Origin of the sequence: Bradyrhizobium genosp. L (assembly GCF_015624485.1) — a bacterium.
In the GTDB taxonomy this organism is placed as follows: Bacteria; Pseudomonadota; Alphaproteobacteria; order Rhizobiales; family Xanthobacteraceae; genus Bradyrhizobium.
The window spans coordinates 6,323,433-6,346,618 of record NZ_CP061378.1 but is presented as its reverse complement, the minus strand read 5'-3'; the positions used below and the strand labels follow the sequence as shown (position 1 = coordinate 6,346,618).

Below are 23,186 nucleotides of genomic sequence, written 5' to 3'. Positions count from 1 at the left end.
ATTAACGACCGGCCAACGTACAGATGCAATCGGCGTGAACTTTCTCTCCGGCGGCAGTGAGGTTTCTTGCGGTTTTGCGGGCAGCTATGGCGATGGTCCGGCAACCGTTGAAGTAACCGCGCTCGTAGGCAAAAAGAGTGTACCATTTCGGGCGGACCTTGCGGCACTTTTCGCAACGCAACCGGCCAGCAAGGTCGTGCAAATGGGTTGTCGCGACATGGGGGCAGGGCGTCGAGGTCGACCGAGCGCGGCCTCTTGCAGCGGGAGCAGCGGATCTCTAGCCAGGCATATACGGCTGGGTGGGGTCAGTGTGTCAGAGGGAATGTGCGCACAAATGCCGTCTTCCATCCAAAGCAGAAGTCACGAATGCGAACATGATCGGCGGCCTTTGATCCGTTGCGGACTTTCTGGGATGGAAACGGCAGTGTTCGCGGCCATATTCACAGGATGAGCATCATCAAACCAACAGGACTTCGTCCCGGCTGGCGGAAGCTTATGATCGCGGTCTGCGTGGCGGTGGTAGCGGCGCTGGCCTACGGGGCATGGATGGATCCTGATGCACCGCTTCGCAAATGTGGTGTTGGGATCGAGACCTACTGCGGCAAGCAACGCAAAGAGCATACCCTCTCCGAGTACGAGGGCTTTCGAGGATGGCAGAATGGGCTCGTCGGTATTGTATGGCCGATCGCCGTCGGCCTTCAGCTCCTGGCTGTCCTTTTTGGCAGAGAGAGAAGGCCACTCGCGAAATCAAAATAGGCCACTTCGGGAGGAACGAAACCGGGGCGGGAAAATTGTGCAATCGGCGGATGCGCGGCCCCATTGCCCCCAAAGCGCTTCCGCTATCAGTCCCAGCGCTGCCTTCCCCGGGGCGCTGGGACTTATTTTTTGGGTGCTTGCCGGATCGAAACAGACCTCAGCCGAACCGGCCGAGCGCCGGCTTCATGGAACGATCGAGGGAATCCAGCCGGTCCGACGCATCAGCAACTCCACGCAACAAACACGCGATTCCAATTTAGGCAAAAGTGAAGGATCCAGGAATCCTGGAACCTCCGGGTGGGCAAGCACTTTTTCTTAGCGTTAGATGTTAGGGATCCAGTCAATGGCAAAGAAGGCAAAGAAGCAGACGGCGCGCGGTCGCAAGCAAGATCGGGCGCGTGTCGCCGGTGGCGAGGACTACGAGGTGCGCTACGAGGCGAAGAAGACCGGCAAGTCGGCCGGGTCGGTGAAGAAGGCCGTCAGGAAGGTCGGCAATAGCCGCAAGCGCGTTGAGCGCCGCCTCGGATCAGCGATAAAGAAGTCTTTGGGAAGGCGGCCTGCCAAGTGATGTCGGGCCACGGTAGCGCGAATGCTGTCTTGCGGCCCATGCCAAGCCCTCGCCGCAGGCTGGTCAGCGGCCTGTTGCCTGCGCGTCTTGGATAAGCAGTGGGGAGACCGATGCGTTATCGAAGGTGGACGCCCGACGAGATCGAACGTCTGAAGACTATGGTCGCGGCAGGAACGAGCGCCAACCGCGTCGCAGTCGCGTTAAAGCGACCGCTGCAGTCCGTTGTCCAACGCGCCCGCAGTCTCGGCGTGTCTCTACCAACCATCCCGGAAGAGCGGAGACGGGTGAAGAACCTGCTCAGGCAGGACGATCCTCGCCATCGCTGAGGCCTGCGGAGTCGTCGCCTAGGTCCGCCGAGCCGCTAGGAACGGGAAGTTCGATCTGAAGTTCAACAAAGCCGCTCGCAAAGGAGCGGCTTTCGCGATCGAGGTCCCGGATGCCTCCCGAGCTGGGACCTCGATATCAATGCGTTTGAGTGAGCGTCCACAATGCCTCGATACTATTTCCACATCCGGCACGACGAATATAAGCCCGACCACGACGGCGAAGAACTGCCGGATCGTCACGCGGCCTGGAAGGAGGCCACCATCATGGCCGGCGCAATGTTGCAGGATCTCGACGGCAAACTGAGACCCGGTCACGATTGGCAGTTGGAAGTCGCAGACGAATTCAATAATCCGATCTTCAGGCTGGTGATCGCCGCGGAACCCGTGTGATAATCCCGTTATTGGCCATGTCAGCAAGCTTGGGCCGCCCGTTCAACTTCAGATCGTTGGTTGTGGCGCCTTGCCCGCTCGGCACTTCAAGCCCATGAAGATACTCAGTGCTGAATTCGGAGACGGTCTCGAGCTCTTCGCGCCGAAGCACAGACACGGTGTGTTCGCGCCATTCGAGCAGCCCCGATTTCCTGAGCTCCTGTATTGTGCGATTGATATGAACCTTTGAGAGGCCGCAGGCATCCGCGAGGTCTTGTTGGGTGAAGGGAAGACGGAAGCGGCCGTTGGCCGATCTTGCCATTGTTCGCCTTCTTCGTCGCTGAGCTGCACATTCAGCGTCATGTCGCCGCGTATCCGACCGTTCATTTCAACGACGTCGGCTGTCTTGACTTGAAGGTGTTCGGAGATCTGCTTCACCTGGTCCGGCGATAGCTCGCTGTTGTCCGGTGCACCGAGGCGTTTCTTCAATTTTCGAAGGTTGAAGAACAGCTTCTTCTGCGCGGCGGTCGCGCCGAGCTGACCAGTGACCATGATCGCAAAACGAATTCCTGCACGGATGCCTTGATCCACCAGGCGGCATAGGTCGACAGGCGAAATCCCTTCTCGGGATCGAACCGTCTGACCGCCAACATCAATCCGACATTGGCTTCCGAAATGAGGTCGGAGATCGGCAATCCGTAGCGTCGATATTTCAGCGCAATCACCTGAGAAGGCGACTTTGTCCGAGCGGCTCTTTGAAGATGAATGGCGTTCCAGTGCCGGTTGGTGCGAGTAATGCATCGAGGATCGACCAGGCACCGTAGGCCGCGCGCCCGGCGGCTGCAGAACTTCCCGAATTCCTGCGCCCTCAATCTCTGAAACTTCCAGATCGACAGTGGCGCCGGTGACGGGGCTGGCGCTGGCAGGGTCAAAGCTGTGAAGGAAGGTTCTCGTCACAACGCCAGTGCTCGCTTGAGATCGTCATGTTCGAACGCGCTGGCCATACGGTTGATCTCGGCCGAGCGGGCGCCGACAGCCTTGGCCGTATCGCGCCAGGTTGCGGTCACGGCCGCGACCTCCTTGACGATCCCGCGAGCCTGCGCCAGCGTTAGCCCGAAGTATTCCGACGCTGCCTCGAGCAGGTCGAGCGAGCAGGTGCCTTCATCGAGATCGATGTTCGTCGTCAGCACTCGCGCTTTGAGATCAGTTGGAACGGGGTTGAGGTCGTATGCCGGGGAGAGAGACCAGCCCGCTTTTCCGAGCCACAGAAAGCCGTGATTTCGGAGATGGTCGTCGACATTGGAGATCAGGACGTTGAAGACCACGCGCCGGTAGAGAGCATGGGCATCCGTCTTCCCCTGAGCGCCGTGTTGAGCAAGGGCATCGACGATCTCCGGATAGCTGCCGCGCTCCCCGTCCTTCGCCCCCATCATCGCCATCGCCGAAAGGAACGGGACGCGGATCGCGCCGTCGCGATCGAAGCGTCGCGACAGCATGACCGCCTTGCCGGCGATGTCGATCAACTCGTGCCGGGGGGTGGCGATACCTGCCTTGCTGGCCAGCCGTAACGCGATCTCTTCCCAGGTCTCCATGCTGTAGTCGTCGTTCTCTTTCGGGAATTTCGCGATGGAGAGGTGACCATGTTGGTCGATGACGGACGCCTTCGGACGCGCACCGCCGAGGGAAGAGCCGGGGGCAAAGATAAGTTGCAGGTCTTCATCGGTTTCCTCGTCCCGGAGAACCCGCTCGGTGATCTGGAGCAGCCGACCAAGTTCGATCAGGGCAGGAACGCCGGCGCGGATCGGTGCCTGGAAAACTTCGTCGCCAACCCGGCGGAAACGGAGCGCACCAAGCCGGGTCTCGTCGGCGACGCCGAGCAAATAATCGCTCTCCACGAGAGTGCGAACGGCACAACCTTCGCGTTCGGCAAGACGGCGCTCGGCGCGCTGCATGAGGCGACGACCCCAGGTATCTGGCGCCGAGTCACCGATGGAGCCGAAGGTCGCCAGTCCGGCAAGCGGAACGAAGGAGCCGCGCGTCAATGCAAGTGCTGGCTCCAGTGAGAAACGGTCTGGATCCTCAAGCCATGCACTATCGTATTCAAAGAGGATAGTCTCTGTGCCCCGGACCCGATTGCACCTCGCCAGTCCTAGCGTGCGCGTGCGGCCTTTCAGATCGATATGAACCTCGAAGTCAGCCATTGTTGGATGATCCGGTTGATCGCTTGAGGTGGACACGCTTGGGGAGTTCAGCGCTGGCGAGCGCCTGGCCGACGCTATCGTTGCTGATGTCGGCAACCCGGCTCAAGCCGTCGAGCAGGCCGAGCGCCTGCAGGACGCCGGCGTAAATGCCGATGCTGACACTAGTGTCTCCGGCTTCAACCCTTTGCAATGTCGACCGGGACGTGAAGGCGCGCTCGGCCACGACCGCCATCGGCAGCCGTCGGCGCCGACGGGCATCGTGGATGTCCGCGCCGAGCTTGCGCAAGGCGCGCCGCACGGCAACAGGAGGGGTGTGTGGGGTAGGCATTTTGACACCTTCGCGCTACAGATTGACCGAATATGTAGCACGTAGCTTACAGTTTTCCAGACCTTAAAGGTATGCCGTGGAGCTTTAATTTTACCGTCGCCACGTAAGGGGCCCGGGAAACTAGGATATCGGCAACCGCGGCGACGGTGGCTTTCAATTCGGTGCGCCAATATCACGAGTAGAGAGGACTGCTAAGGCAAGCGTTGATCTACAGTTGCAATTATCGAAGCTCGTTTGAACGATAGCAGACAAGGCGTCCAGGTCGCGTAGTCTGTTCGCGAACAATTCCTGATTCACGGCAGACGGACTGGAGATGTTTTCGCACTGACGCCAAACCAATCTGATTTGTCTTGGCGGATCTCGCCTTCGCGTTCAGACTTCTGAGCAAAGTAGTGAGCTTGGCTTATTTGGCCAGAGGTCCCAAATCCATTGGATCTTCACTAATGGAGCTCGCGGCGCGTTAGATCGTGCAGAAGGGCTGCGAGCCGAAGCTTAGCCTCGAGCACCGGCAGGTTTCTGCGCAAAGGGGCCCAAATTTGCTTGGCAGCGTCGTGCTTGGCCGTGATAGCCAAAACTGGCCCATGATGCATTGGGCCGAGAGCTTAGGTTTCTCAACTGGTTGGAAGGCAGTGTGTGCGCGGAGTGTCACACCGGGAGATCAAGAAAAATCTCATCACAGCCAATGTCAGCGCAAGCTGACAAAGCGCCGATCAGCGCGCCAGAAGGTCCCGCGAGAGTAGACCCAAGCGGCGCACTCCATCTTCTATCTGATCGTTCCAGCCGTGCCCGGCGCTGAGGCGCAAGCAATTACGAAAGCGCCGGCTGGCCGAGAAGACGTCGCCGGGCGCGAAGCAGATGCCTTCCTCAAGCGCCGCATCGAAGAGCGCGCGTGAGTCAAGGCGCTTCGGCAATTCGAGCCAGAGCACGAAGCCGCCAGTCGGGCGGCTCATCTTCGTCTCCGGCGGGAAGCTCGCCTCGATCGCGCGCGACATGTGGACGAGGTTCTGCTGAAAGAGCCGACGGACGCTCCTCAGATGGCCGTCATAGGCGCCGCTGGCCAGGAACTCCGCGAGTGCGACCTGGGGCAGGATGGCGCCACAGAGGCTGAAGGCAAGCTTGCGTTCGACTACGCGCCGCGTCCGGGCGCCGGCCGCGACCCAGCCGACCCGGTAGCCGGGGGCCAGGCTTTTCGAGAAGGAACTGCAACAGATCGTGTTGGCGCCGCCATCGAGCGCGATGAACGGCTTCGGCCGCTCGCGCCCGAAATGCAGGTCGCCATAGACATCGTCCTCGATGAGCGGGACATCATGCCGCGCAAGCACGGCAAGGAGCGCCCGCTTGTCCGCTTCGGCCATCATTGAGCCGAGCGGATTGTTGAAGCATGAGGATAGCGCGAAGGCGGCGACCCGTTCTGTGTCGAGCAATTGCGCGATCGCCTCGATGTCGATCCCGTGGATAGGATCGACTGGCAGTTCCAGCGCCTTCAGTCCGAGCACTTCGAGCGTGTGGAGCAGACCCATATAGGTAGGAGATTCCACGGCGATCGTGTCTCCCGGCTTGGCCACCGCCGAGAGAGCAAGCGTCAGCGCCTCGGTGCAGCCGCTCGTGATCACGATGTCGTCGGGCGACAGCATATGCCCGACGCGCATTGCTCGTTTCGCGATCTGGCTACGGAGGCTAACTTCCCCCTGCGGTGGACCGTAGACATTGTATCGTGTGCCGCGCTGGCGCGCCTCTCGCGCGAGCATCAGATCGAGCCGCTTCGATTCCAGCAATTCTCCATCGGGCACGGCGCAGCCGAACGGCATGAACGCGCGGTTCGATGAATGCTCAAGCAACGCCGCGACCGCGCCGCTGATCGAGACAGTTGATGCCTTCGCACGGCGGCGCGAGGTCGACGGCAGCGCGAAAGGGCCGCGCCGCGCCGAAGCGACGTAGAATCCCGACTGCGGCCGAGCGACCAGAACGCCGCGATCCTCAAGCGTCCGATATGTCAGCAAAGCCGTTGAGATGCTGACGCCGTGTTGCTGGCTCAGCGCCCGAACCGAGGGCACACGGACACCCGGTGCGAGCGTGCCATTCTGGATCATGGCGGTGATGAGGTCGGCCAGTTGCTCGTATCTGTATGACGTGGGCGCGTCCATGGAAGCTCGCGAATGAGTTTCAGGCACCATAGCTCAGCGGGTCCGGCTCTCCAACAAACTGTTATGGTACATTATGCAGATGACTGTATCTGTTATGGTCAAAGCCTCGGCCGTACAATGCGCGTATGACCGCGTTCCGCAAAGGCTCCAGCAATCCGCAAAAATCCGGCTTTGGGGAAGAAACCCCCGCGGTATGGCGCGGGCGTTTTCCCTACAACGAGATCATCACGCTGCTCGACGTGGACCGTCCGCACAACCTCGCGGAGAGCACGTCGCAGGATCTCACCGTTGGCGAGGTCCTCGACCTCGCCGGCCTCGATTCACTCCGCGAGTTGAGGCTCGGCTATGGGAAGTCCGCCGGTGCTCCCGATCTGCGCGAAACCATCGCCGACGCCTGCGGTGCTTCGGCGGAGCACATCATCACGACGCAGGGCACCGCGCTCGGCATCTTCCTCCTCGCGCTCGAACTCTGCCGGGCCGATGATGAAGCCGTTCTTGTGACGCCCTGTTTTCCGCCCAGCCTCGTCGGCGCCGGCGCGATGGTCCGCGAAGTCGCTCTGTCGTTCGAAGACGGCTATCGGCTCGATCTTGATCGGATGGAGGCGAATCTGTCGTCGAAGACGAAGCTGGTCAGCATCGCGTCGCCGCAGAACCCAACCGGGATCCAGACACCTCGCGGGATTGTCGAAAAGCTGCTGGCATTGATGGAGGAGCAGTCACCGCAATCGCTGCTATTCATCGACGAGACCTACCGGGAGGCGACCTATGGCGACACACGGATGGTCGACAGCTTCGCCGGTCTCGATCCGCGTATCGTCACCGGCGCGTCGATTTCGAAGGCGCTTGGCGCACCAGGACTGCGGACGGGCTGGCTTACGGTCGCCGACGCTGATCTCCGTGCGCGATTGACCGTCGCCAAGATGAACACGGTGATTTCGGGCTCGGTGCTGGACGAGGCCTTAGCGGTAGCATTGCTGCGAAATCGGGAGCAAGTGCTGGCGCCGAGACGTAAGCTGCTGGCCGGCGCCATGGCGGAACTGGCAAACTGGTGCGAGGCCGAGCGCGACCGCATCGATTGGGTGCGGCCCGATGCCGGCGCATTGTGCTGCCTGCGTCTTCGCGCGGGTGCCTTCGACGATGCCGCGGTTTCGCGCTTCTGGCGGCTGTTGCCTCGCCATGACCTGCAACTCGCCTCCGGAACCTGGTTTGGCGAGAGCGACCGGGTCTTTCGGCTGGGCTTCGGCTATCTACCGCCGGACCGTCTCGGGCCGGCGCTGTCCGCACTCTCTTCAGCGCTCGGCGCCCCCGCTGCCTGACGCCTGATCATTCAACACCCAATAACGAGCAAAGCCCATGAAAGTCAGAATTGCCTATATCGAAGAGCCGCCATTCTACTGGACTGGGGACGATGGACGTCCGACCGGCGCCGATATCGAACTGGCGAAGGTGGTGATGCGCGCGATCGGCGCATCCGACATCGAATATCATCGGACCTCGTTTGCGGAGTTCCTGCCTGGTGTGCAGGAAGCACGCTGGGACATGAATGTGCCTATTTTCATCACGGCGGAACGAGGCCGGCAGGTGGATTTCAGCGTACCGGTCTGGACAATCGGTGACGGATTCCTCGTCCGGTCGGGCAATCCGAAAGCGTTGACGAGCTACGGGGCCGTGGCAGCGCGCGGCGATGTACGCCTGGGGCTCATCGCGGCTCAGGTGCAGGTCGATTCCGCGAAGGCCGCAGGCGTCCGGGACGATCAGATCGTGCTGTTCAAGGATCAGCCCGAGGCGATTGCCGCGATGCTGGTGGGAAGGATCGATGCCTTTGCCGGCACCGCGCTCGGGAACCGTACCGCGGCCAGCGCCAATCCCGCGCTGGACTCGGTGGATGTCGATGTCGGCAAGTCAGCGGCCGAACTGATCGGCGGCTTCTCGTTCAGCAAAGGCAATCCCGGTCTGCTCCAAGCAGTCAACGCGGAACTCCGCCGCTATCTTGGTACCCCGGATCATCGGGCACGTGTCGCGAAGTACGGATTTACGCCGGCGGAGATCGATGGCGTGATCGCGAAGATGGCCCCGGAAGCATAGTCATTCACAGCCGGCTGGTCTCTTCGACGTGCTGTATTTGTGCGGACCAATCGAGCCGACCGAATAGGGATGTCGATTCTGCCGACCAATTTCGTATCAGAATCTCCGTCTTGGCCGAATACTCGGATTGCTCGTCCATAAGCGGCCGACTCTGAGCAGAGTGCTGACCGAACGGTCTTGCCGGCTCAGACATTCGATTCGGGGAGATCACTAATTTTGCGCCCTTCGTTGACGGTTTCCTGCGTCGTAAACGGTCTCCTAATTTGCAGAGAAATAACCTCGGCGCGGCACGGTTGCGACTCGGCTTATAGGTGGAGGTCGAACAAGGCGAGGGCGATGCCGAAGTCATTCAACCCGATCGTCGATGGTAACGCGGTTGCGAAACGTTGTTTCATACTGTGCGTTGTCGGAGCCTCTGCCGCACGGAGTTGGCGGCGGTCGCAACCGGTCGGCCTTGCTTCCATCAAACCCATGAGGACAAGACCCTGCGAAGCGGCAACTCGTTGCCAAAAGGAAACGCCGCGATTCGTCGTACCACAGCGCTTCGCCGTTCATGGATGCGATACTGCGAACCCAATCCAGAATGTTATCCGCATTTTCGAGCGCGGTACCCTCGCTTGGATCATCCAGAGCAAACGTTACGTAGAAGGCGGAAGCCCGCCTGAATTGGCAGATCGCTCGTTATGAGGGAGGGGTGTCTAGTGGCACGTCGAGTTTAATTGTAGCGCCCTTTGGTTCGGTCGCGGACACAATGATGCGCGCGTCCAACTGGCCGACGAGGCTCTTGATGACCTTGAAGCCAAGGCTCGCGCGAGGCTGATCGAGGTCGAAATCTTTCGGGAGTCCAATGCCTTGATCGGATATCTCGACATGAAGGTCTTGGCCGCGGTGTTCCCCGGAGACGCGGATCTCGCCCGAACCCGCAGGGTAGGCATGCTTGGCAGCGTTGGTCACAAGCTCGTTGATAAGGAGTCCGAGCGGTATCGCCTTGTCAGCTGACATCATCAGATGGCCGAACTTGCAGCTTACGGTGGGCCCTGGCGAGGTTTCCTGCAGCTTGTGGCAGAGCTCGCCGGCGAAGTCGGCGATATCAACAAAGCCGATCTGGTTGCTTCGCCATAGATGGTCATGCACCTGCGCTATCGTCGTGATGCGCGATGCAGCGTCCTTGAGCGCGTCCTGAACATCCTTAGACTGCGCGCTGCGGCCTTGCACGCGCAACAGCCCGACGACGGATGCCAGGCTGTTCTTGACGCGATGGCTCATCTCGCGCGTCAGCATGGCCTGGTGTTCGAGGGAATCGCGAAGCTGGGCGTCCGCGTGTTGCCGCTCGATAGCGATACCGAGCAATCCGGCGAAACCCGCAAGGAAATCCGCATCGGCAAGGTCGAACTGGCCCGCGTCAGGACTGTCCACTTCGAGTACGCCAAATGGCAGATGGCCTTCTCCGCCGCGCGCGATTAGGACGTTAATAGCCCGTTTGACGCCATGGTCCGCCAATAATCTCGGCGTTCGGAACCGGGTTTCTTCCTGAAGGTGGTTCGAGATGACGATTTGCCCGGTATGGAACGCGTACCCCGCTGGCGATTCCATATCGATCCCAAGAGAGACGTTGCCAATCGTTTCCGGTGCCCACCCGACGCCTGCACGCACCAGCAGCCGCTTCTCGCCTGGCATATATTCCAGTACCTTCGCAAACGGAGCATCGAGACCTTGCGCGCACAGTTCGGTGGCACGCTGGAGGATCTGCGTGATGTCGCGGGTCTGCAGGGCCGAACGTCCGAATTCGCCCAGCAGGGACTGCTGCCGCAAACGGTACGGAAGCTCCTCTCTCGACCTCGCGGTCGATGCCGCTGGCGACGATACCGACTCCTTTCCCGGTGAGATTGGCATGATTTGCCAGTCCTTATTGCCGATCTCGAACGAGGTCGAGCGCCTGGCACCCTAGCATGCCCCGGTTTGGCGGATATAGAAATCCGGTTGGGAGCGTTGCAAGCCGCTGCCAGGGTTCGTTAGCGCTAGAAAAACAACCTCGAATCGTGGGAGACCCGCAAACCCCAATCCAGAAGCAAAATTGTCAAGCGCCGGACGCCCCAGGCGGCTTACGCCGTGTCTTCGGGTTAGGCTCTTGCATAGCGGGCCGGCCGTTGTGGCCGAATAGAAGAACGGCACGACAACGACGGCTCGCACTTCGCGCCGATTGTTTAAGGCTTCCGGTCGGGTGCCACGAACGGATTGGTCTCTGCACCCTCTCGGCTATTTTTCTCGAAACAAGCTTCGAGGCGCTCAAACGCCGCGGAACTACCATCCAGCGGGATACGCAGCGTAGCGCCGTCTCCGCGAACATCAAGAACGTTAGCTGATCGAAGCTTTGCGTTAAACGGACGATCGGCAAGCGCGACCGTCACACCCCTCGTTTCAGCGAGGGCTTTGGCTTCAACGGACTGCGAACCCGCAACCAGGCGGACGGGGTAGGCTTTACCCCGATCGAGCTTCCATTTCGGAGAATCTAGAAAAAGCAGAAGCCCGTCTTGAGTCCGCGTAAAGCTGATGCCGAGGCCGCCTACTGAACGATTCATGACGCAAGAATCGAACTTGTCGGCCTTGTAGCTCGTCGCAATTTCCCAAAAGCCGACGGTCACGGTCTGGCTGTTCTGGGATTGCGCGACGGACGACGAAGTTGGACAGATAGAAACTACCAGGAGTGAAAGTGCTAGCAGCGTTCGCATGGGCTTACCCTCCATTTAGGAGTACTCGATCTTCGCCGTTCGTCGAAGCGACGGTAAAAGGCTTTCTAGCAACCTCGTTGTTTTGACCCTAACCGAATGCCAAATCTTTGAAGCGCGGCCAAGAGTTCCTCGGGATTAAATGGCTTTGACAGAACCGCCAATCGATCATCCTGTGCAAACCGAGCACGAACGCTCGCGTCGGCGTAGCCGGTCGCAAGGACAATGGGCAAATCAGGCTGGACCACGCGAATATCTGCGATCAATTCATCGCCACGCCGATCGGGTAATCCGAGATCGATAATAGCGCCGGAAAGGCCGTGCTGCTCAGCGCGAAATTTCACCCACCCCTCTGAGGCGCTGGCGGCTTCGATTGAAACGCATCCGGCGTCAGCGAGAGTGTCTGCGACAAACATTTGCAGCAGGAACTCATCCTCAACCACCAGAATACGAATTTCTCGCTGCTCCTTCTGACGATCCAGCAATCCCCGAATTCGCGTTGCGAGCTCGGAATATGAGAAGGGCTTATTGAGTAATTCGATCTCGGCATCGAGCCTGCCCTCGTGAACCAAAGCGCCGGCGGCATAGGCGGTCGTCATTAATACTTGAATGGAGGCGCGGATTGCCCGAGCGCGTTCCGCCAGGACCCGTCCATCCATACCGCCCGGCAGTCCAAGGTCGGTAAACAACAGGCAAATATCGTTCTCACGCGCCAGGATATCCAGCGCGGACGCGCCGTCGATCGCTTCGAAAACCCGATAACCCAGCTCCCGCAGGCTATCAACCGTATAGCGTCGAACGTCCGCCTCGTCTTCAACGACGAGGACCATCTCGCCTTGTTTGCCATGCGGCGCACCGGCAGCCGCTATGGGCTCCGCGACGGGGGCCCATGTGGGAGCAGCCGCAGCCAGGACCTTGGGTAGATAAAGTTTGGCCGAGGTACCGATGCCGGGTTCGCTGTAGAGCCTCACGTGGCCACCGCTCTGTTTGACGAACCCGTAGACCTGGCTCAGCCCCAAACCTGTTCCACGTCCATCGGTCTTTGTCGTGAAAAACGGCTCAAAGACCTGCTGAAGCACATCGGGTGTCATGCCCGTTCCCGTGTCTGTAACCGTGATGAGAACATAAGATCCAGCAACAACGTCGATATCGGTCATTGCGGAGACGGCCGCAATCTCGGCATTGTCCGTCTCGATCACAAGTTGCCCGCCCGATGGCATTGCATCCCGCGCGTTGACGGCAAGGTTTATAACCGCCGCTTCGAGTTCCGTGGGATCAATTTCAACGCTCCAAGGGTCTTTGATCAATCTGGTCCGCACCACTATCTGCTCGCCCAGCGTGCGCTGAAGTAGATCGGACATCCCGGAAACAAGTACGTTGACATCAAGCACTTGGGGTTCAAGGGGCTTCCGCCGTGCAAACGCCAGCAATTTCTCGGTGAGCTTCGCGGCTTGCCGTGCGCCGCGGGTAGCATTTTCTAGTGCACGCAACAAAGCGGGATCGGTGATTGCAAATCGGCGTTGAGCGCTTTCTAGATTGCCGAGGACGACCGTGAGGAGATTGTTGAAGTCGTGTGCTATCCCCGCCGTCAGCAGTCCGACCGCCTCCATTTTTGCCGTGTGCCTCAGACGTTCCTCGGCTGCCTTGCGGGCCGAGACATCTCGAAGGCTTGCAAGGCGGGCAGGCTGACGGTCCCAGGTCGTTTCGACAATACGAATTTCAGCGTCAATTTGATCGCCGTCCGGCTTGTGAATAGCTATTTCGGCTGTGTCTCCTGCGATAAACGGTATTCCGATCGGACGCCCGACCAAAAGCTCGGCCTGCCGTCCGAAAATCTCTTCGGCCGCGGGGTTGGCAAATAAGACAGTCCCGCCCTCGTCGATGACAATAATCCCATCGGCATTCTTCTCGACGAGGAATCTGATCTCGGCTTGATCGATGCCGCTGTGAGACTTGGCATCCGCGCTATTCATGGTATCGACCTTGCCGCGTGTTCACCGCTTATTGTGCAATATCATCACCGGTGAACACGTTTGGCGCGGTTTTGAAGGAATCGCCAAAGTGCATACCGCCGCTGTCGATTGTGAACTTCCGAATTTCCTTGGCATGCTCGCTGCCACGCATCTTCAGCACCATAAGCCCTCGATTCATGGTGTTCTGCTCCTGGATGTAGCGCAGCAAGATAATGGAATCGGTCAACGTCGAGATGTGTTGCTCGCTGACGCTTTCGCCACCGATAAGGGATTTGCTGGTGGCGGTACAAAGCCCGGCAATTTCCCGCTTCTTGATAAAGGAGGTAAGGCTGATCAGAAATTCGCGGAACCCGGTGTCCGGGGCGATCCGCTCTAGTGCCGACAGGCTGTCCACTGCGATCCGGTTCGGCTGGAATTCGTCGACCAGGCTCTGGATCGTAAGCAGATGATCCGGCAGACCTTGCGCTTCGGGATAGAGACAGACGATTTTTAGCTTTCCCGCGGCTTCCATCTGAGCGAAATCGGCGCCCCAGCCGTTCGCGTTGCGGAAGAGCTGGCCTTTGCTTTCCTCATATCCAAACAGGATGGCTTTCTCTCCGGCCGCTACGCCGCCGGCGAGAAAGTTGGTGACGAGCAGGGTTTTGCCGGTGCCGGTAGCGCCGCTCACGAGCGTTACGCTGTCGCGAAAGAAACCACCTCCGCACATTTGGTCGATTTCAGAATTGCCACTTGTGACGCGCACCGTGCTTGATTGCTGTTCTAGCCGAAGCGAGGAAAGCGGCACCGCGACGACGCCTTGGTTCGCCAGCAGGGTAAAGGGTGCTTCACCTTCGGCGTGGTGGCTGCCGCGCATCTTGAGGACTTCGATGGTACGGCGACGCTTTTCGCGATGAAGCACGTTGCGCAGGATGACGACGTTATCGGCGACGAATTCTTCCAAGCGATGTCGCGTGATCTCTCCATATTCACTGTTGCGTTCCGCCGTCATAAGCACGGTGAGGCCGCTCTTTTTGAGGGCGCTGCTAATATGAAATAGCTCGCGGCGCAGGATCTTCGGGTCGCCGATAAAGTGGTCAAAAAGTTGAGTAAGCGAATCGAGAACGACGCGCTTCGCATTGACCGTCTTGACTGCGTGCTGAATACGCGAGAGCAAGCCTACTAGATCGAAATCGCCGATAATCAGTTCATCGCTTGCTGGTGGGCTGGCGTCCACAAACCCCAAGCGGCCGTCCTTACGCCATTTCGCCAGTTCCCAGCCAAATCCCAGCATGTTGGCTTCAATATCCGCCGGTGGCTCCTCGAACGTTACAAGTACGCCATTCTCACCGAAAGTCGTAATTCCGTGAGCGAGAAATTGCGTGGCGAAGACTGTCTTGCCGCTTCCGGGTGTGCCGCCGACCACGGTGGTTCGGGCGCGAGGCAACCCACCCATGACCAGTTCATCGAAGGCCTGAACGCCGGTCTGCACCCGATCCAGCACGGCGGCAACGTCGACATCCTCTGTGATCATGTTTTCTTTCCTTCAGAGTCGATACCGAGAAAATCAAGAACCCTCTCCACGTCGCTGAGATCACCGACTATCCGTCGCGGGCGAACAGGGTGTTCAAACGCGAGTGTCGGCGTAGCGATAATCGCAGCTTGTTCGGCCAGCTCGGGATTCTTGATTACGTCGATTATTTCGACTTCCAGTCCGATGTGCGCCTGCGCGACGTCTTGCAGGCGGCGCAGATTTTGCTCTGCCCGACGAGAGGTCGCTGACGGTCCGGCGATGTAGAGTCGAAGCAAGAGGTTGGTCACGTCGCAATCGCCTTCTTGGCGCTGAAAACATCGGGCATCGCCGACGAAGCCGCAGCTGACCTCGCACCCCGCGTGCGAACCATGGCGGCGCATCCGAGTGCCCCATGAGTCGTCTTAGGAAACACGGTGCGCCGGTTTCAGACAAGAGAGAGAGAAATACCAACCCTACTAGTAGAGGCCATCGCCTCGGGGCATTTGGCCCGAGCGTCTGGATGACCGTCGCGGGCTCGACGCGTCGTCACTCGTAACCGCACGCTCGCGCGCCCAGATGACAGCCGCACTACGGCGGTTTACGCCAATTTTGCGGTACAGGGACGCAATATGATTTCGAACCGTGTTTTGGGAAAGATGGAGCGTCTGGCTCATCTCGGAATCGCTTCGCCCTTCGCAAATAAGCCACAGCACTTCGCGTTCCCGACCTGTCAAGATATCAATGTCGGACGATCGCGGGGGCGACCGCGTGCCTTGGCGCAGTGCGCTGAATCTCTCGACGATCATCCGGGTGAGCCAGGAGCTGTCGGCCATGATGGCCTCAATCGCGGAGATGAACTGCCACGACTCCTTTTGATCCTTGGACTGTTGAATAACGCATACCGGGCGTAGCTCGTTATCAATCCAGACGTCGGCGGTCGTAATAAAGCAATCCGACGCCGGGCGCTCAGACCTGCGAATCGGCAACTTAAGCTGGTGGAGGCCACCGTTAAGCCGACGACGCAAGTTGTCGTCGATCCAGACGATTTGTCCTGTCGCATCTACGAGAATGGCACCATCCCCGAGGGCAGAAGCGATTGGCTTCAACTCTTCATCATCTCGCGCAGAATCCTTCGTCACCTGGTCCATGAAGGCCCCCTGTGTTGCTTAATGACAAGCAAGAATTGAATTGTGCGGAGATAACGTTGCGAGGCTAAACTGGTTCCGGCCTACTAACTCCCTAGTAGATCTGAACTATTTCGGCTTAAAGGCACGGAGAAGGGATCGCTCGCCGTGCCACTGTCGTCGAGCAAACGGTGGACAGGCGTCAGAAAGAGCGTTCACCGATTCGCTCTTCGGATTGGCGACGGCATGTCGCGGCCACGCCCCCGATGGCTTGATCTACCGCAGCCTCCAGTCCGTCCGCGCCCTGCGTATTAGATTGTGGACTAGAAGAAGGGGCAGTCCTTGGAGCCGCCGTGGGCCCCGATCCGAATGGAATTCGCGTGCGACATCGTGCAGGGTGGTTGTGACGATGGCTTGGCCGTTGCGCGGCGGCTCGCAGCGTTACAGCTGCGCCAGCAGGCTCAGGCTATGCGGCTGGAGTTCATTTGCCTGAGCGCCCCGCCGCTTTGCCGGCGATCACAGACGTCACACCAATCCCCGAGCCTCTCGTCCTTACGGCTTTCTGACTACCACGCCGAACGTCATCGTTGAGCTCATCCACCCCAAGGCCGTGCCGGTGATCCTGACGACCCCGGAGAGGGGACGAGCGGATGTGTGGGCCTTGAGATGAGGCGAAGCGATTGCCAGACGACGCCCTGAGGATTATCACGCCGCCGATAAAAAGACCGGCCATGTGAGATGGCGCTGCTCGTTGCGTGACGAAATCATGGTCGCGCGCGAGCCGCGGCTACACCCTTCGACGAACAGCACGCGCTACCCGGCCTTGGCATAGGCCGCCGCCAAGTTGATGGCGATGGTGGTCTTACCGACCTCACCCTTCTGGTTGAGCACGCCAATAATCATTACGTCACGTCTTTACGATTCATCACAAATACGATTGCACGATCTTGACGTGACCCGGCCTAAGTACGCTAGCCCTGTGGCACGTTCGCCGCAAAATTGCATTCACGATTTTACGGCAACACGATTTTGCGCCTTCCGAGGAGTGGCACCTACGCTTTTGGCTGCCAGGAAATTTCCGGCTCAGACACTTCAATGCGTCGACCGTCCTCCGAGTCAACGGTTCGCTTCTCCCGGATCAGCGAAAGTCCCTCATTCTTGCACCACTTCTCCAGCACCGATGCCGCACCTGTACAACGCTCATCAAGATTACTCGGCATTCCCACCCGTCGTGACGTATGGCCCTGTTCTGCAGCGTCGAAAATCATCATGCGGATGTTCTGCGGATTTAGCTCGATCGTGGCCCGCGCCTCGCGGGGCCTGCAGTGATTCCTGCTGCAACTCGGGCAACAGCTTCTTTACGGGCGCCTTCATGGTCATGCGTGCGATTCTGCGCCTTTGCGAAGCGGCCGCCAAGGTAGGTGTCAGTTACACCGAGGCGGCGGTGTCCAAGCTCGTTGGATATCTGCATCCGGGTGCGGAAGTCGGCCGCTTTCTCGGCCCGGCTCATGCGTTCATAGGTGGAGCCACCGGCCGCAGGGCAGGGGTGGCCGGTCAGTGATTCATAGCGCCATTGGGCGTACCGGTGCCGATGCCCGTGCATATTGCGGATGCCGGCGCCCCAGGTCATGTGCTCGACTTCCTTGCGGTAATGGATGTAGCGCTGGCCTTGCGGAATCAGCGAGCCATCGCCGCAGGCCTCGCGCAATTTGTCGAGCAGCGCCCGCTGACGGGATGCGCGACCGGGATCTCGCGCGCCCGGCCACCCTTGCACCAGCTCGACTGCATCGCCAGGCGGTCGCCTTTGTCAGCCTGGCCCGCTCGAAATTTCAAGCTCTCTTCGACCCGAATCGGCGCAGCGTGGCCCGATGAGGATGGCGAGGGCTACAACACTGTGGTAGCGCCGGGCGTGGCGGTATCGGGGAAGATCGTGCTTCGCGAACCGAAGCCGCAGGCCGAACCGGAGCAAGGACCAGTTCATCCGGGCAGTCGAAACGCTGGCCGAAACCCAGCTCGTAATTGACCAGACGATTGGCTTCCGTGAATAGGCGGAATTCCGTCAACGCTTCGCCGCCGCGCTCAAACTCTTGGCGAACTGCCAGGCTCTCCTTTTGGAAGACCGTGGTTCGCTTTGGCGTGTCCGCCGCTCAGGGCCGGAGAATGGTCCTCGCTGCGCTGCGGGCCATACTCCTTTTTCACTTTGGCTTTGGCCTCAGCAGGTCGGCCGCCTCAAGCTCAAGCCCTGCGTCGCACGCGTGAGCTTGACTCGCCGTTCCTGACATGGCGAGGGCCTTGGCCATCGCTAAACTCCGGCTTGGTCCTGCTGGATTGTAGTTTTGGGCTCGCCCGGTCGCACTCCGCCTGACAGATGCGCAGCCGCCACCAGCGATCGACCTGCATCTTGACGACGCAAAATGTTTCCCTATTTCCCGACCGGGCTCGCCCTTATCGAAGGACTATTTAGACCGTCAGGGTAACGATGATGATTGACGAACAATTGGCTCGCCTGCGTTCGCACACGAATAATGTTTCTCGCTATCGCCGTCTTCTCCAGACCCGATTATCGGAAATAGAGCGGCAATTCATAGAGCGCCATCTCCATGAAGAGCAAGCCGCCCTTCTGAGCGTCCAACCCTCCACCCTCTAGGCGATCCAACCAATGAACGAATTGAAAAAGGTTACCCTCGATGAGGCAATTCGGCTCCGCTGGGTGTTGCGGGACATCCGAGCGGCTCGCTTCACGCTAAGCCCCGTCGATCCGGCCGATCTCGAGACGCTGATGCGCATGGGCTACGTTTGGATTCAGGGCGAAAGGCCGATTTTAACAGCGGCTGGAATAGATGAAGTCTGACGGGACCCCCTGGCGACCTAAGTTTTTACAATCGGAACTCAGCGCCAACATACGGGCGAACTGCTAAAGGCAACCCAATGCCAATTAGTCAGCTGCTGAAGAGTAGCAAGTACTCACCCGAGGAAATTGAGCTTCTCGATAAAGCGTTTGACCACGCCCTAGGCTTGTTGGGCGTGCTCGATCGTGACGACCCGCTTTGTAAAATGGTGGCTCGCGATGTTATTGCCATCGGCACAACTGGCACTAACGATTCCCGCGAGATCGCCGAAAAGGCGGTGGCCCGGATGGGACTGAGGTAGGATGAGCCACCTTTAGCTCTCGTCTTTCTTGGGCTCTTCTTCCTTCCGAGTAAGCCGCGGCGGCATGTGGCCGGGCTCGGTCTTGGTCGCCTTCTGCGCGCGGTCTTTATCCTTCGGCTGTTCCTGCCCTTTTTCATCAATGGTGATGCCGTGATCGGAAGTCTTCGCCATAGCGCACCTCCAGCGGGCTCAAGGGAATAGACGCCAACTAATACTGCTTTAACCGGTTCCTTCATCGATCTAGAATATCCTGCGCAAGCTCCCGGCCGCCGCCATCAGTGACCACAATCCAAGTTCCGAGTGAGAACTCGAGAACGGGGTGTATTTTGGTCAGTTGCGTAGTCGCTGTCGCTATGACCATAACCTGCGCATTCGTGGGCCGAATTCCCTTCGCCCCCTTGCATTCTATGCTTCGCGATTTGGGCGTTGATGGCCTACGGAATCGACGTCTAGCTCGGTCGGCCATCTACTCGCGGGCTCCATGTCCTGTATCGGTGAACTCCACACAAGCTCGTTGGAAAAACGGGAACAGTCTGGAAGGCAACCGCTGGAGCCGGCTATCGACGTCCCTTCGCCAGCCCGACGCCGCTCTAAAAAGAATCCCGCCATCAGCTCGTATGTGATCAACGAGAGCGTTTCTTCAGGTGGCAACAAGTTTCGAGGTTGCCACAATTGATCTGCAAATTTTGGTGCCTGTTGTCAGCTGTATCTGTGACCATCCGTCGCGAGATGGAAGACGATCATGACGGCGGCGGTTCATCCGGCAGGCATTGCTCGACCGTCCAACCTGTGAACATCCCCGGGTTTGAGGTTAAGCTCTTCGAACTTCAGCTGCTGCTCGGCCGTCAGCGTAATATCCAATACTTGAGCGGTGCAGCCCTCAGGAGCGGCGGCAAGAACGAGCGTCAGCGCCGGGGTTGGCTTGGCGAGCGCAACCCAAATCTGGGTTTTCGTATCGTCAGTCGTCAGTTCAACGACGGTGAATCTGTTGCCGTAGGACTCTCCCATAACAACCAACTAGGCATGAGATTTGCTATTCGGTCACGTCGTGCCGGTCCGGCGATCGAAGCCATTCGCTCATACGAGCGGCCGTTTCGGCTTGGCGCGCCTTCTTGAATAGCGCTTCTCTGTCACCCCCTAGGGGCAGTTCCTTTGCTGTCGCGCGCAAGCGTACTGCTTCGTCCGCCAAGCGCTCTTCTAGAGATCGAGTTTGTTTCGAGTTTGTTTAAAGCGTCTTCTCTTGTTAGCCATGCTATCGATTCCCCTCAGCGGCCCTGCCAAGATGGGAATCAACCGCGAGGGTCGGTTTCGTTCCTATCCCCACGGTGTTGCGGCAAACGAGCGTGCGGCGGGAGAGTTCCTTTCAAAGATTGATATGCTCGGCGTGGCTTCACCCATGCTGATGGAGAAGCGGATTCGGCGACTTGTGAACCCGGCTGTCATGCCGCAGTTAGAGGCGAGGTTCAGTGACGGCGCGGGCAATGAGGCATCAGCGTGGTTAATCCTATGCTCGACCTGTTTAGAGAAGACCTGCCGCCGAAAGGTTTGCGGTTTCAGCCGGACTTTCTCAGCTCGGGTGAAGAGCAGGCCTTGCAGCGTAGTCTCGAGGTTCTTCCGTTTAAGGAGTTGAAACAAGACTTCACCGGAAAGCGGCGCGTCGCATCGTTCGGCTGGCGTTATGATTTCAATGGTGGCGGCCTGAGCAACATGAACACCATTCCGGACTTCCTTTCGAACATTCGGGCACGAACTGAGACCTTCGCGGCGATCCCCAAGGGGAGTTCGAACAGGCTCTCGTGACCGAATATACACCGAGAGCGGGCATCGGCTGGCACAGGGACAGGGCCGTCGTCGGCAACGTCGTTGGGATCTCGCTTCTTTCGGGCTGCGTGTTCAGGCTGCGCCGCAAGACAGGCAAGGCCTGGGAGCGCAAAAACTCTCACCGCCGATCCGCGCTCCGTCCATCTGCTTCACGGTCCGTCGCGCAGCGAGTGGGAACACAGCATTGCCTGCGTCGACAGCCTTCGCTATTCGATCACCTTCCGCAACCTGCTCGAACGGAACGTCTGACCATGCCGCGGACCTCGACCTTGCCGAAATGCCTTAAGCCGATGCTCGCTACGTTGATCGACGGGCCGTTCGACAATGCGGGGTGGGTGTTCGAGGACAAATACGACGGCTTCCGCATGGTCGCGACGATCGAAGGTGGCAAGGTCACTCTCTACAGCCGCAACGGCAAGATCATCAGCCACAGCTATGTCGACGTCGCGAAAGCGCTCGAAGACGTAAGGGCGACGCGGTCATCGACGGAGAGCTTGTCGCGCTCGACAAGGACGGCATTTCGCACTTCCAGCTGCTGCGGAACGCACTGCGGCACCAGGCCAAGCTGCAATACTGCGCTTTCGATCTGATGTTTCATGAGGGCGAGGATTTGCGATAGCTGCCGCTGCTCGAGCGGAAGGCGCGGCTCAAGGCGATCTTGCCACGTCACCGACTGATCGCTTTCAGCCGGCATCGAAAAACCACAGGAACGAAGTTCTTCCGTGAAGCCGAGAAGGCGGGCCTGGAGGGGATCATGGCCAAGCGGGCCGACAGCCTCTACCTCTCGGGCCGCCGGACCGACAACTGGCTGAAGATCAAGACCTCGAAACGACAGGAGGTTGTGATTGTCGGATTCACGGCGCCCAGGCGGACGCGGCCGTTCTTTGGCGCGCTGACGCTTGCACTGCGAGAGGGCAGGGCCTGGCGGTATATCGGGCACGTCGGTACGGGCTTCAGCCACGAGGTTCTTGAACAGCTTCACGGCAAACTCATAAAGCTGAAGACTGCAAAATCTCCGTTCCCGGCCAAGGTAAAGGACGAGGCCGTAACGACCTGGGTCAAGCCGAAACTGGTGGCTGGAGTGAAGTTCACGGAGTGGACGTCGTCGGGAGAGATACGGCATCCCGCCTATCTCGGGCTTCGCGAGGACAAAAAGGCGGAGGACGTTGTCCGCGAGCGGGAAAAGAGCCGAAGCTAGGTCACCGGGCGCCCTTACAGTGCAGGCAGGAGCGACCATGGCAGTGTCGGCAACTCCACCGTTGCCTTATCGCCGGCCGCGACGCTCCCGCCGTTCCTGACCACGCCCAACACGCCGCAGTGGAATTTCGGTTCTCCAGCGCGATCCGATATCATCTCTTTCTTCAATCCCTTCCGAAAGCGGTCGATCAAGACACAAGGCGTCCGGAGGCCGGTCAACTCGACGATGGCGGTTTCTCCCAACCGGATCAGTGTTCCCGAAGGCAGGCGCGTGAGGTTGATCCCCGCTGTCATCACGTTTTCTCCGAGGTTTCCCGGATGGACGTCGTATTCTATAGCCCTCAGTTCTTCGAGCAATTCGGAGGCGATGAGGTGAACCTGACGCAGATTGGGAAGCCGAGGCGACCTTCTCGCGTGGTAGCGGTGCCGGACGTACGACCCAGCATGGGCGTCGCCTTCAACCCCTGAGCCCGCGACGAGGACGATCCGATCTTTGGCCGCTTTGGAGAAGCCGTGCGTCGGGCTTGATGACACCGCAACAACGGTACCTGCCAATCGCATCGGCCCTTAAACCTTCCTGGATCCTGTCACTGCAGGGTATATTCGGCAAGCTCGACGCCGGTCATTTTGCCGGCAAGCGAATTGTCGGTCACAAGCGCAAGGAGCTCCGTCCCGCTGTTAGCCACGACTAGCTCGGCGGCCTCCGCCGTGGTGCATTCGACGACCTCCACATCTTGGTCTCTCAGAAGTTCGGCGAGTGCCTCGCGCTGCAAGGTGTTGTCTTCAACGACAAGGGCCATAAAGTTCGACATTGGCGCGCCTCCAATCGATGCCCAATCCACGAGCCGGCGAAATGTTCAGAAACGGACGCGAGAGGCAGTTTCACAATCCTGGCTGCCAGGCTCTCTCGCACCCACCCCGCGGAAGTT

The 23,186-nt window shown here is 59.3% G+C and carries 24 protein-coding genes and 3 pseudogenes; 10 read left to right on the top strand and 17 right to left on the bottom strand.

The window, feature by feature from the left end:
- Nucleotides 1-447 precede the first annotated feature (447 nt).
- The 3 genes from IC762_RS30300 (at nucleotide 448) to IC762_RS30290 (ending at nucleotide 2,040) form a co-directional block, all read left to right on the top strand.
- Nucleotides 448-756, top strand: a complete 309-nt coding sequence (locus IC762_RS30300; protein ID WP_195785786.1) for a hypothetical protein — start codon at nucleotides 448-450, stop codon at nucleotides 754-756.
- Between the two features lie 343 nt (nucleotides 757-1,099).
- On the top strand, nucleotides 1,100-1,324 hold the full coding sequence (locus tag IC762_RS30295) for a DUF3606 domain-containing protein (RefSeq protein WP_195785785.1): 225 nt from the start codon (nucleotides 1,100-1,102) through the stop codon (nucleotides 1,322-1,324).
- A 488-nt stretch (nucleotides 1,325-1,812) separates the two neighbouring features.
- A complete protein-coding gene (locus IC762_RS30290; protein WP_195785784.1) occupies nucleotides 1,813-2,040 on the top strand; it encodes a DUF6894 family protein in 228 nt (75 codons plus the stop codon).
- On the opposite strand, the gene IC762_RS30285 is transcribed toward IC762_RS30290, so the two are convergent.
- The 5 genes and pseudogenes from IC762_RS30285 to IC762_RS30260 all read right to left on the bottom strand — a co-directional run bounded on the left by IC762_RS30285 (nucleotide 2,009) and on the right by IC762_RS30260 (nucleotide 6,692).
- Nucleotides 2,009-2,341 carry a Crp/Fnr family transcriptional regulator gene (locus IC762_RS30285; protein ID WP_195790356.1) on the bottom strand — a complete coding sequence of 111 codons (333 nt, stop codon included), beginning with the start codon at nucleotides 2,339-2,341 and terminating at the stop codon, nucleotides 2,009-2,011. The genes IC762_RS30290 and IC762_RS30285 overlap by 32 nt on opposite strands.
- Nucleotides 2,332-2,741, bottom strand: a pseudogene (locus IC762_RS30280) (sigma factor); the annotation flags it as partial. The pseudogene IC762_RS30280 and the gene IC762_RS30285, both read right to left, overlap by 10 nt.
- Before the next feature lie 231 nt (nucleotides 2,742-2,972).
- On the bottom strand, nucleotides 2,973-4,220 hold the full coding sequence (locus tag IC762_RS30270) for a type II toxin-antitoxin system HipA family toxin (protein ID WP_195785783.1): 1,248 nt from the start codon (nucleotides 4,218-4,220) through the stop codon (nucleotides 2,973-2,975).
- Nucleotides 4,213-4,548 (bottom strand): helix-turn-helix domain-containing protein, encoded by a 336-nt coding sequence (locus tag IC762_RS30265; RefSeq protein WP_195785782.1) that lies wholly within the window; start codon nucleotides 4,546-4,548, stop codon nucleotides 4,213-4,215. The genes IC762_RS30270 and IC762_RS30265 overlap by 8 nt, the downstream gene beginning before the upstream one ends.
- A gap of 710 nt (nucleotides 4,549-5,258) precedes the next feature.
- Nucleotides 5,259-6,692: a PLP-dependent aminotransferase family protein gene (locus IC762_RS30260; protein WP_195785781.1), complete on the bottom strand. Its 1,434-nt coding sequence runs from the start codon at nucleotides 6,690-6,692 to the stop codon at nucleotides 5,259-5,261.
- Nucleotides 6,693-6,817: 125 nt separating this feature from the next.
- Here IC762_RS30260 and IC762_RS30255 point away from each other — a divergent pair, with 125 nt between their 5' ends.
- Together IC762_RS30255 and IC762_RS30250 are read left to right on the top strand one after the other, a co-directional pair.
- Complete coding sequence (locus IC762_RS30255; RefSeq protein ID WP_195785780.1) at nucleotides 6,818-8,008, top strand: pyridoxal phosphate-dependent aminotransferase; 1,191 nt, start codon at nucleotides 6,818-6,820, stop codon at nucleotides 8,006-8,008.
- 37 nt (nucleotides 8,009-8,045) lie between these two features.
- On the top strand, nucleotides 8,046-8,777 hold the full coding sequence (locus tag IC762_RS30250) for a transporter substrate-binding domain-containing protein (protein WP_195785779.1): 732 nt from the start codon (nucleotides 8,046-8,048) through the stop codon (nucleotides 8,775-8,777).
- A 681-nt stretch (nucleotides 8,778-9,458) separates the two neighbouring features.
- Here IC762_RS30250 and IC762_RS30245 read toward each other — a convergent pair.
- The 9 genes and pseudogenes from IC762_RS30245 to IC762_RS30205 form a co-directional block, all read right to left on the bottom strand.
- Nucleotides 9,459-10,670 (bottom strand): sensor histidine kinase, encoded by a 1,212-nt coding sequence (locus IC762_RS30245; protein ID WP_195785778.1) that lies wholly within the window; start codon nucleotides 10,668-10,670, stop codon nucleotides 9,459-9,461.
- 311 nt (nucleotides 10,671-10,981) lie between these two features.
- Nucleotides 10,982-11,506 (bottom strand): hypothetical protein, encoded by a 525-nt coding sequence (locus IC762_RS30240; RefSeq protein WP_195785777.1) that lies wholly within the window; start codon nucleotides 11,504-11,506, stop codon nucleotides 10,982-10,984.
- A gap of 65 nt (nucleotides 11,507-11,571) precedes the next feature.
- Nucleotides 11,572-13,476, bottom strand: a complete 1,905-nt coding sequence (locus IC762_RS30235; RefSeq protein ID WP_195785776.1) for a response regulator — start codon at nucleotides 13,474-13,476, stop codon at nucleotides 11,572-11,574.
- Nucleotides 13,477-13,504: 28 nt separating this feature from the next.
- Nucleotides 13,505-14,986: a circadian clock protein KaiC gene (kaiC, locus tag IC762_RS30230; protein WP_195785775.1), complete on the bottom strand. Its 1,482-nt coding sequence runs from the start codon at nucleotides 14,984-14,986 to the stop codon at nucleotides 13,505-13,507.
- Entirely contained in the window at nucleotides 14,983-15,273 is a 291-nt protein-coding gene (locus tag IC762_RS30225) for a circadian clock KaiB family protein (RefSeq protein ID WP_210338399.1), read from the bottom strand. The genes kaiC and IC762_RS30225 overlap by 4 nt, the downstream gene beginning before the upstream one ends.
- Before the next feature lie 168 nt (nucleotides 15,274-15,441).
- Nucleotides 15,442-16,113, bottom strand: coding sequence for a helix-turn-helix transcriptional regulator (locus IC762_RS30220; protein WP_195785773.1), 672 nt, complete (start codon nucleotides 16,111-16,113; stop codon nucleotides 15,442-15,444).
- A gap of 789 nt (nucleotides 16,114-16,902) precedes the next feature.
- The gene (locus IC762_RS30215; RefSeq protein ID WP_433995859.1) at nucleotides 16,903-16,992 is read right to left on the bottom strand and encodes an AAA family ATPase; all 90 of its coding nucleotides are present in this window, start codon (nucleotides 16,990-16,992) and stop codon (nucleotides 16,903-16,905) included.
- A 149-nt stretch (nucleotides 16,993-17,141) separates the two neighbouring features.
- Nucleotides 17,142-17,360 (bottom strand): hypothetical protein, encoded by a 219-nt coding sequence (locus IC762_RS30210; protein WP_195785772.1) that lies wholly within the window; start codon nucleotides 17,358-17,360, stop codon nucleotides 17,142-17,144.
- 17 nt (nucleotides 17,361-17,377) lie between these two features.
- Nucleotides 17,378-17,940: pseudogene (locus IC762_RS30205) on the bottom strand (hypothetical protein); the annotation flags it as partial.
- A gap of 808 nt (nucleotides 17,941-18,748) precedes the next feature.
- On the opposite strand from IC762_RS30205, the gene IC762_RS30200 reads away from it, so the two are divergent.
- Both IC762_RS30200 and IC762_RS30195 read left to right on the top strand, forming a co-directional pair.
- Nucleotides 18,749-18,940, top strand: coding sequence for a hypothetical protein (locus tag IC762_RS30200; RefSeq protein WP_195785771.1), 192 nt, complete (start codon nucleotides 18,749-18,751; stop codon nucleotides 18,938-18,940).
- A gap of 77 nt (nucleotides 18,941-19,017) precedes the next feature.
- On the top strand, nucleotides 19,018-19,239 hold the full coding sequence (locus IC762_RS30195; RefSeq protein ID WP_195785770.1) for a hypothetical protein: 222 nt from the start codon (nucleotides 19,018-19,020) through the stop codon (nucleotides 19,237-19,239).
- A gap of 12 nt (nucleotides 19,240-19,251) precedes the next feature.
- Here the strand turns inward: IC762_RS30195 and IC762_RS30190 are convergent, their stop codons facing one another.
- The gene (locus tag IC762_RS30190) at nucleotides 19,252-19,410 is read right to left on the bottom strand and encodes a hypothetical protein (RefSeq protein ID WP_195785769.1); all 159 of its coding nucleotides are present in this window, start codon (nucleotides 19,408-19,410) and stop codon (nucleotides 19,252-19,254) included.
- Between the two features lie 492 nt (nucleotides 19,411-19,902).
- Between IC762_RS30190 and IC762_RS30185 the strand changes: the two genes are divergently transcribed.
- From IC762_RS30185 to ligD, 3 genes and pseudogenes are all read left to right on the top strand, one after another.
- Entirely contained in the window at nucleotides 19,903-20,355 is a 453-nt protein-coding gene (locus IC762_RS30185; RefSeq protein ID WP_195785768.1) for a hypothetical protein, read from the top strand.
- Between the two features lie 390 nt (nucleotides 20,356-20,745).
- Entirely contained in the window at nucleotides 20,746-21,039 is a 294-nt protein-coding gene (locus IC762_RS35480) for a hypothetical protein (protein ID WP_246801320.1), read from the top strand.
- A gap of 272 nt (nucleotides 21,040-21,311) precedes the next feature.
- Nucleotides 21,312-22,258: pseudogene (gene ligD / locus IC762_RS30175) on the top strand (non-homologous end-joining DNA ligase).
- A 14-nt stretch (nucleotides 22,259-22,272) separates the two neighbouring features.
- On the opposite strand, the gene IC762_RS30170 reads toward ligD, so the two are convergent.
- Both IC762_RS30170 and IC762_RS30165 read right to left on the bottom strand, forming a co-directional pair.
- Nucleotides 22,273-22,818 (bottom strand): MOSC domain-containing protein, encoded by a 546-nt coding sequence (locus tag IC762_RS30170; RefSeq protein ID WP_195785767.1) that lies wholly within the window; start codon nucleotides 22,816-22,818, stop codon nucleotides 22,273-22,275.
- 26 nt (nucleotides 22,819-22,844) lie between these two features.
- On the bottom strand, nucleotides 22,845-23,069 hold the full coding sequence (locus IC762_RS30165) for a hypothetical protein (protein WP_195785766.1): 225 nt from the start codon (nucleotides 23,067-23,069) through the stop codon (nucleotides 22,845-22,847).
- Nucleotides 23,070-23,186 lie beyond the last annotated feature (117 nt).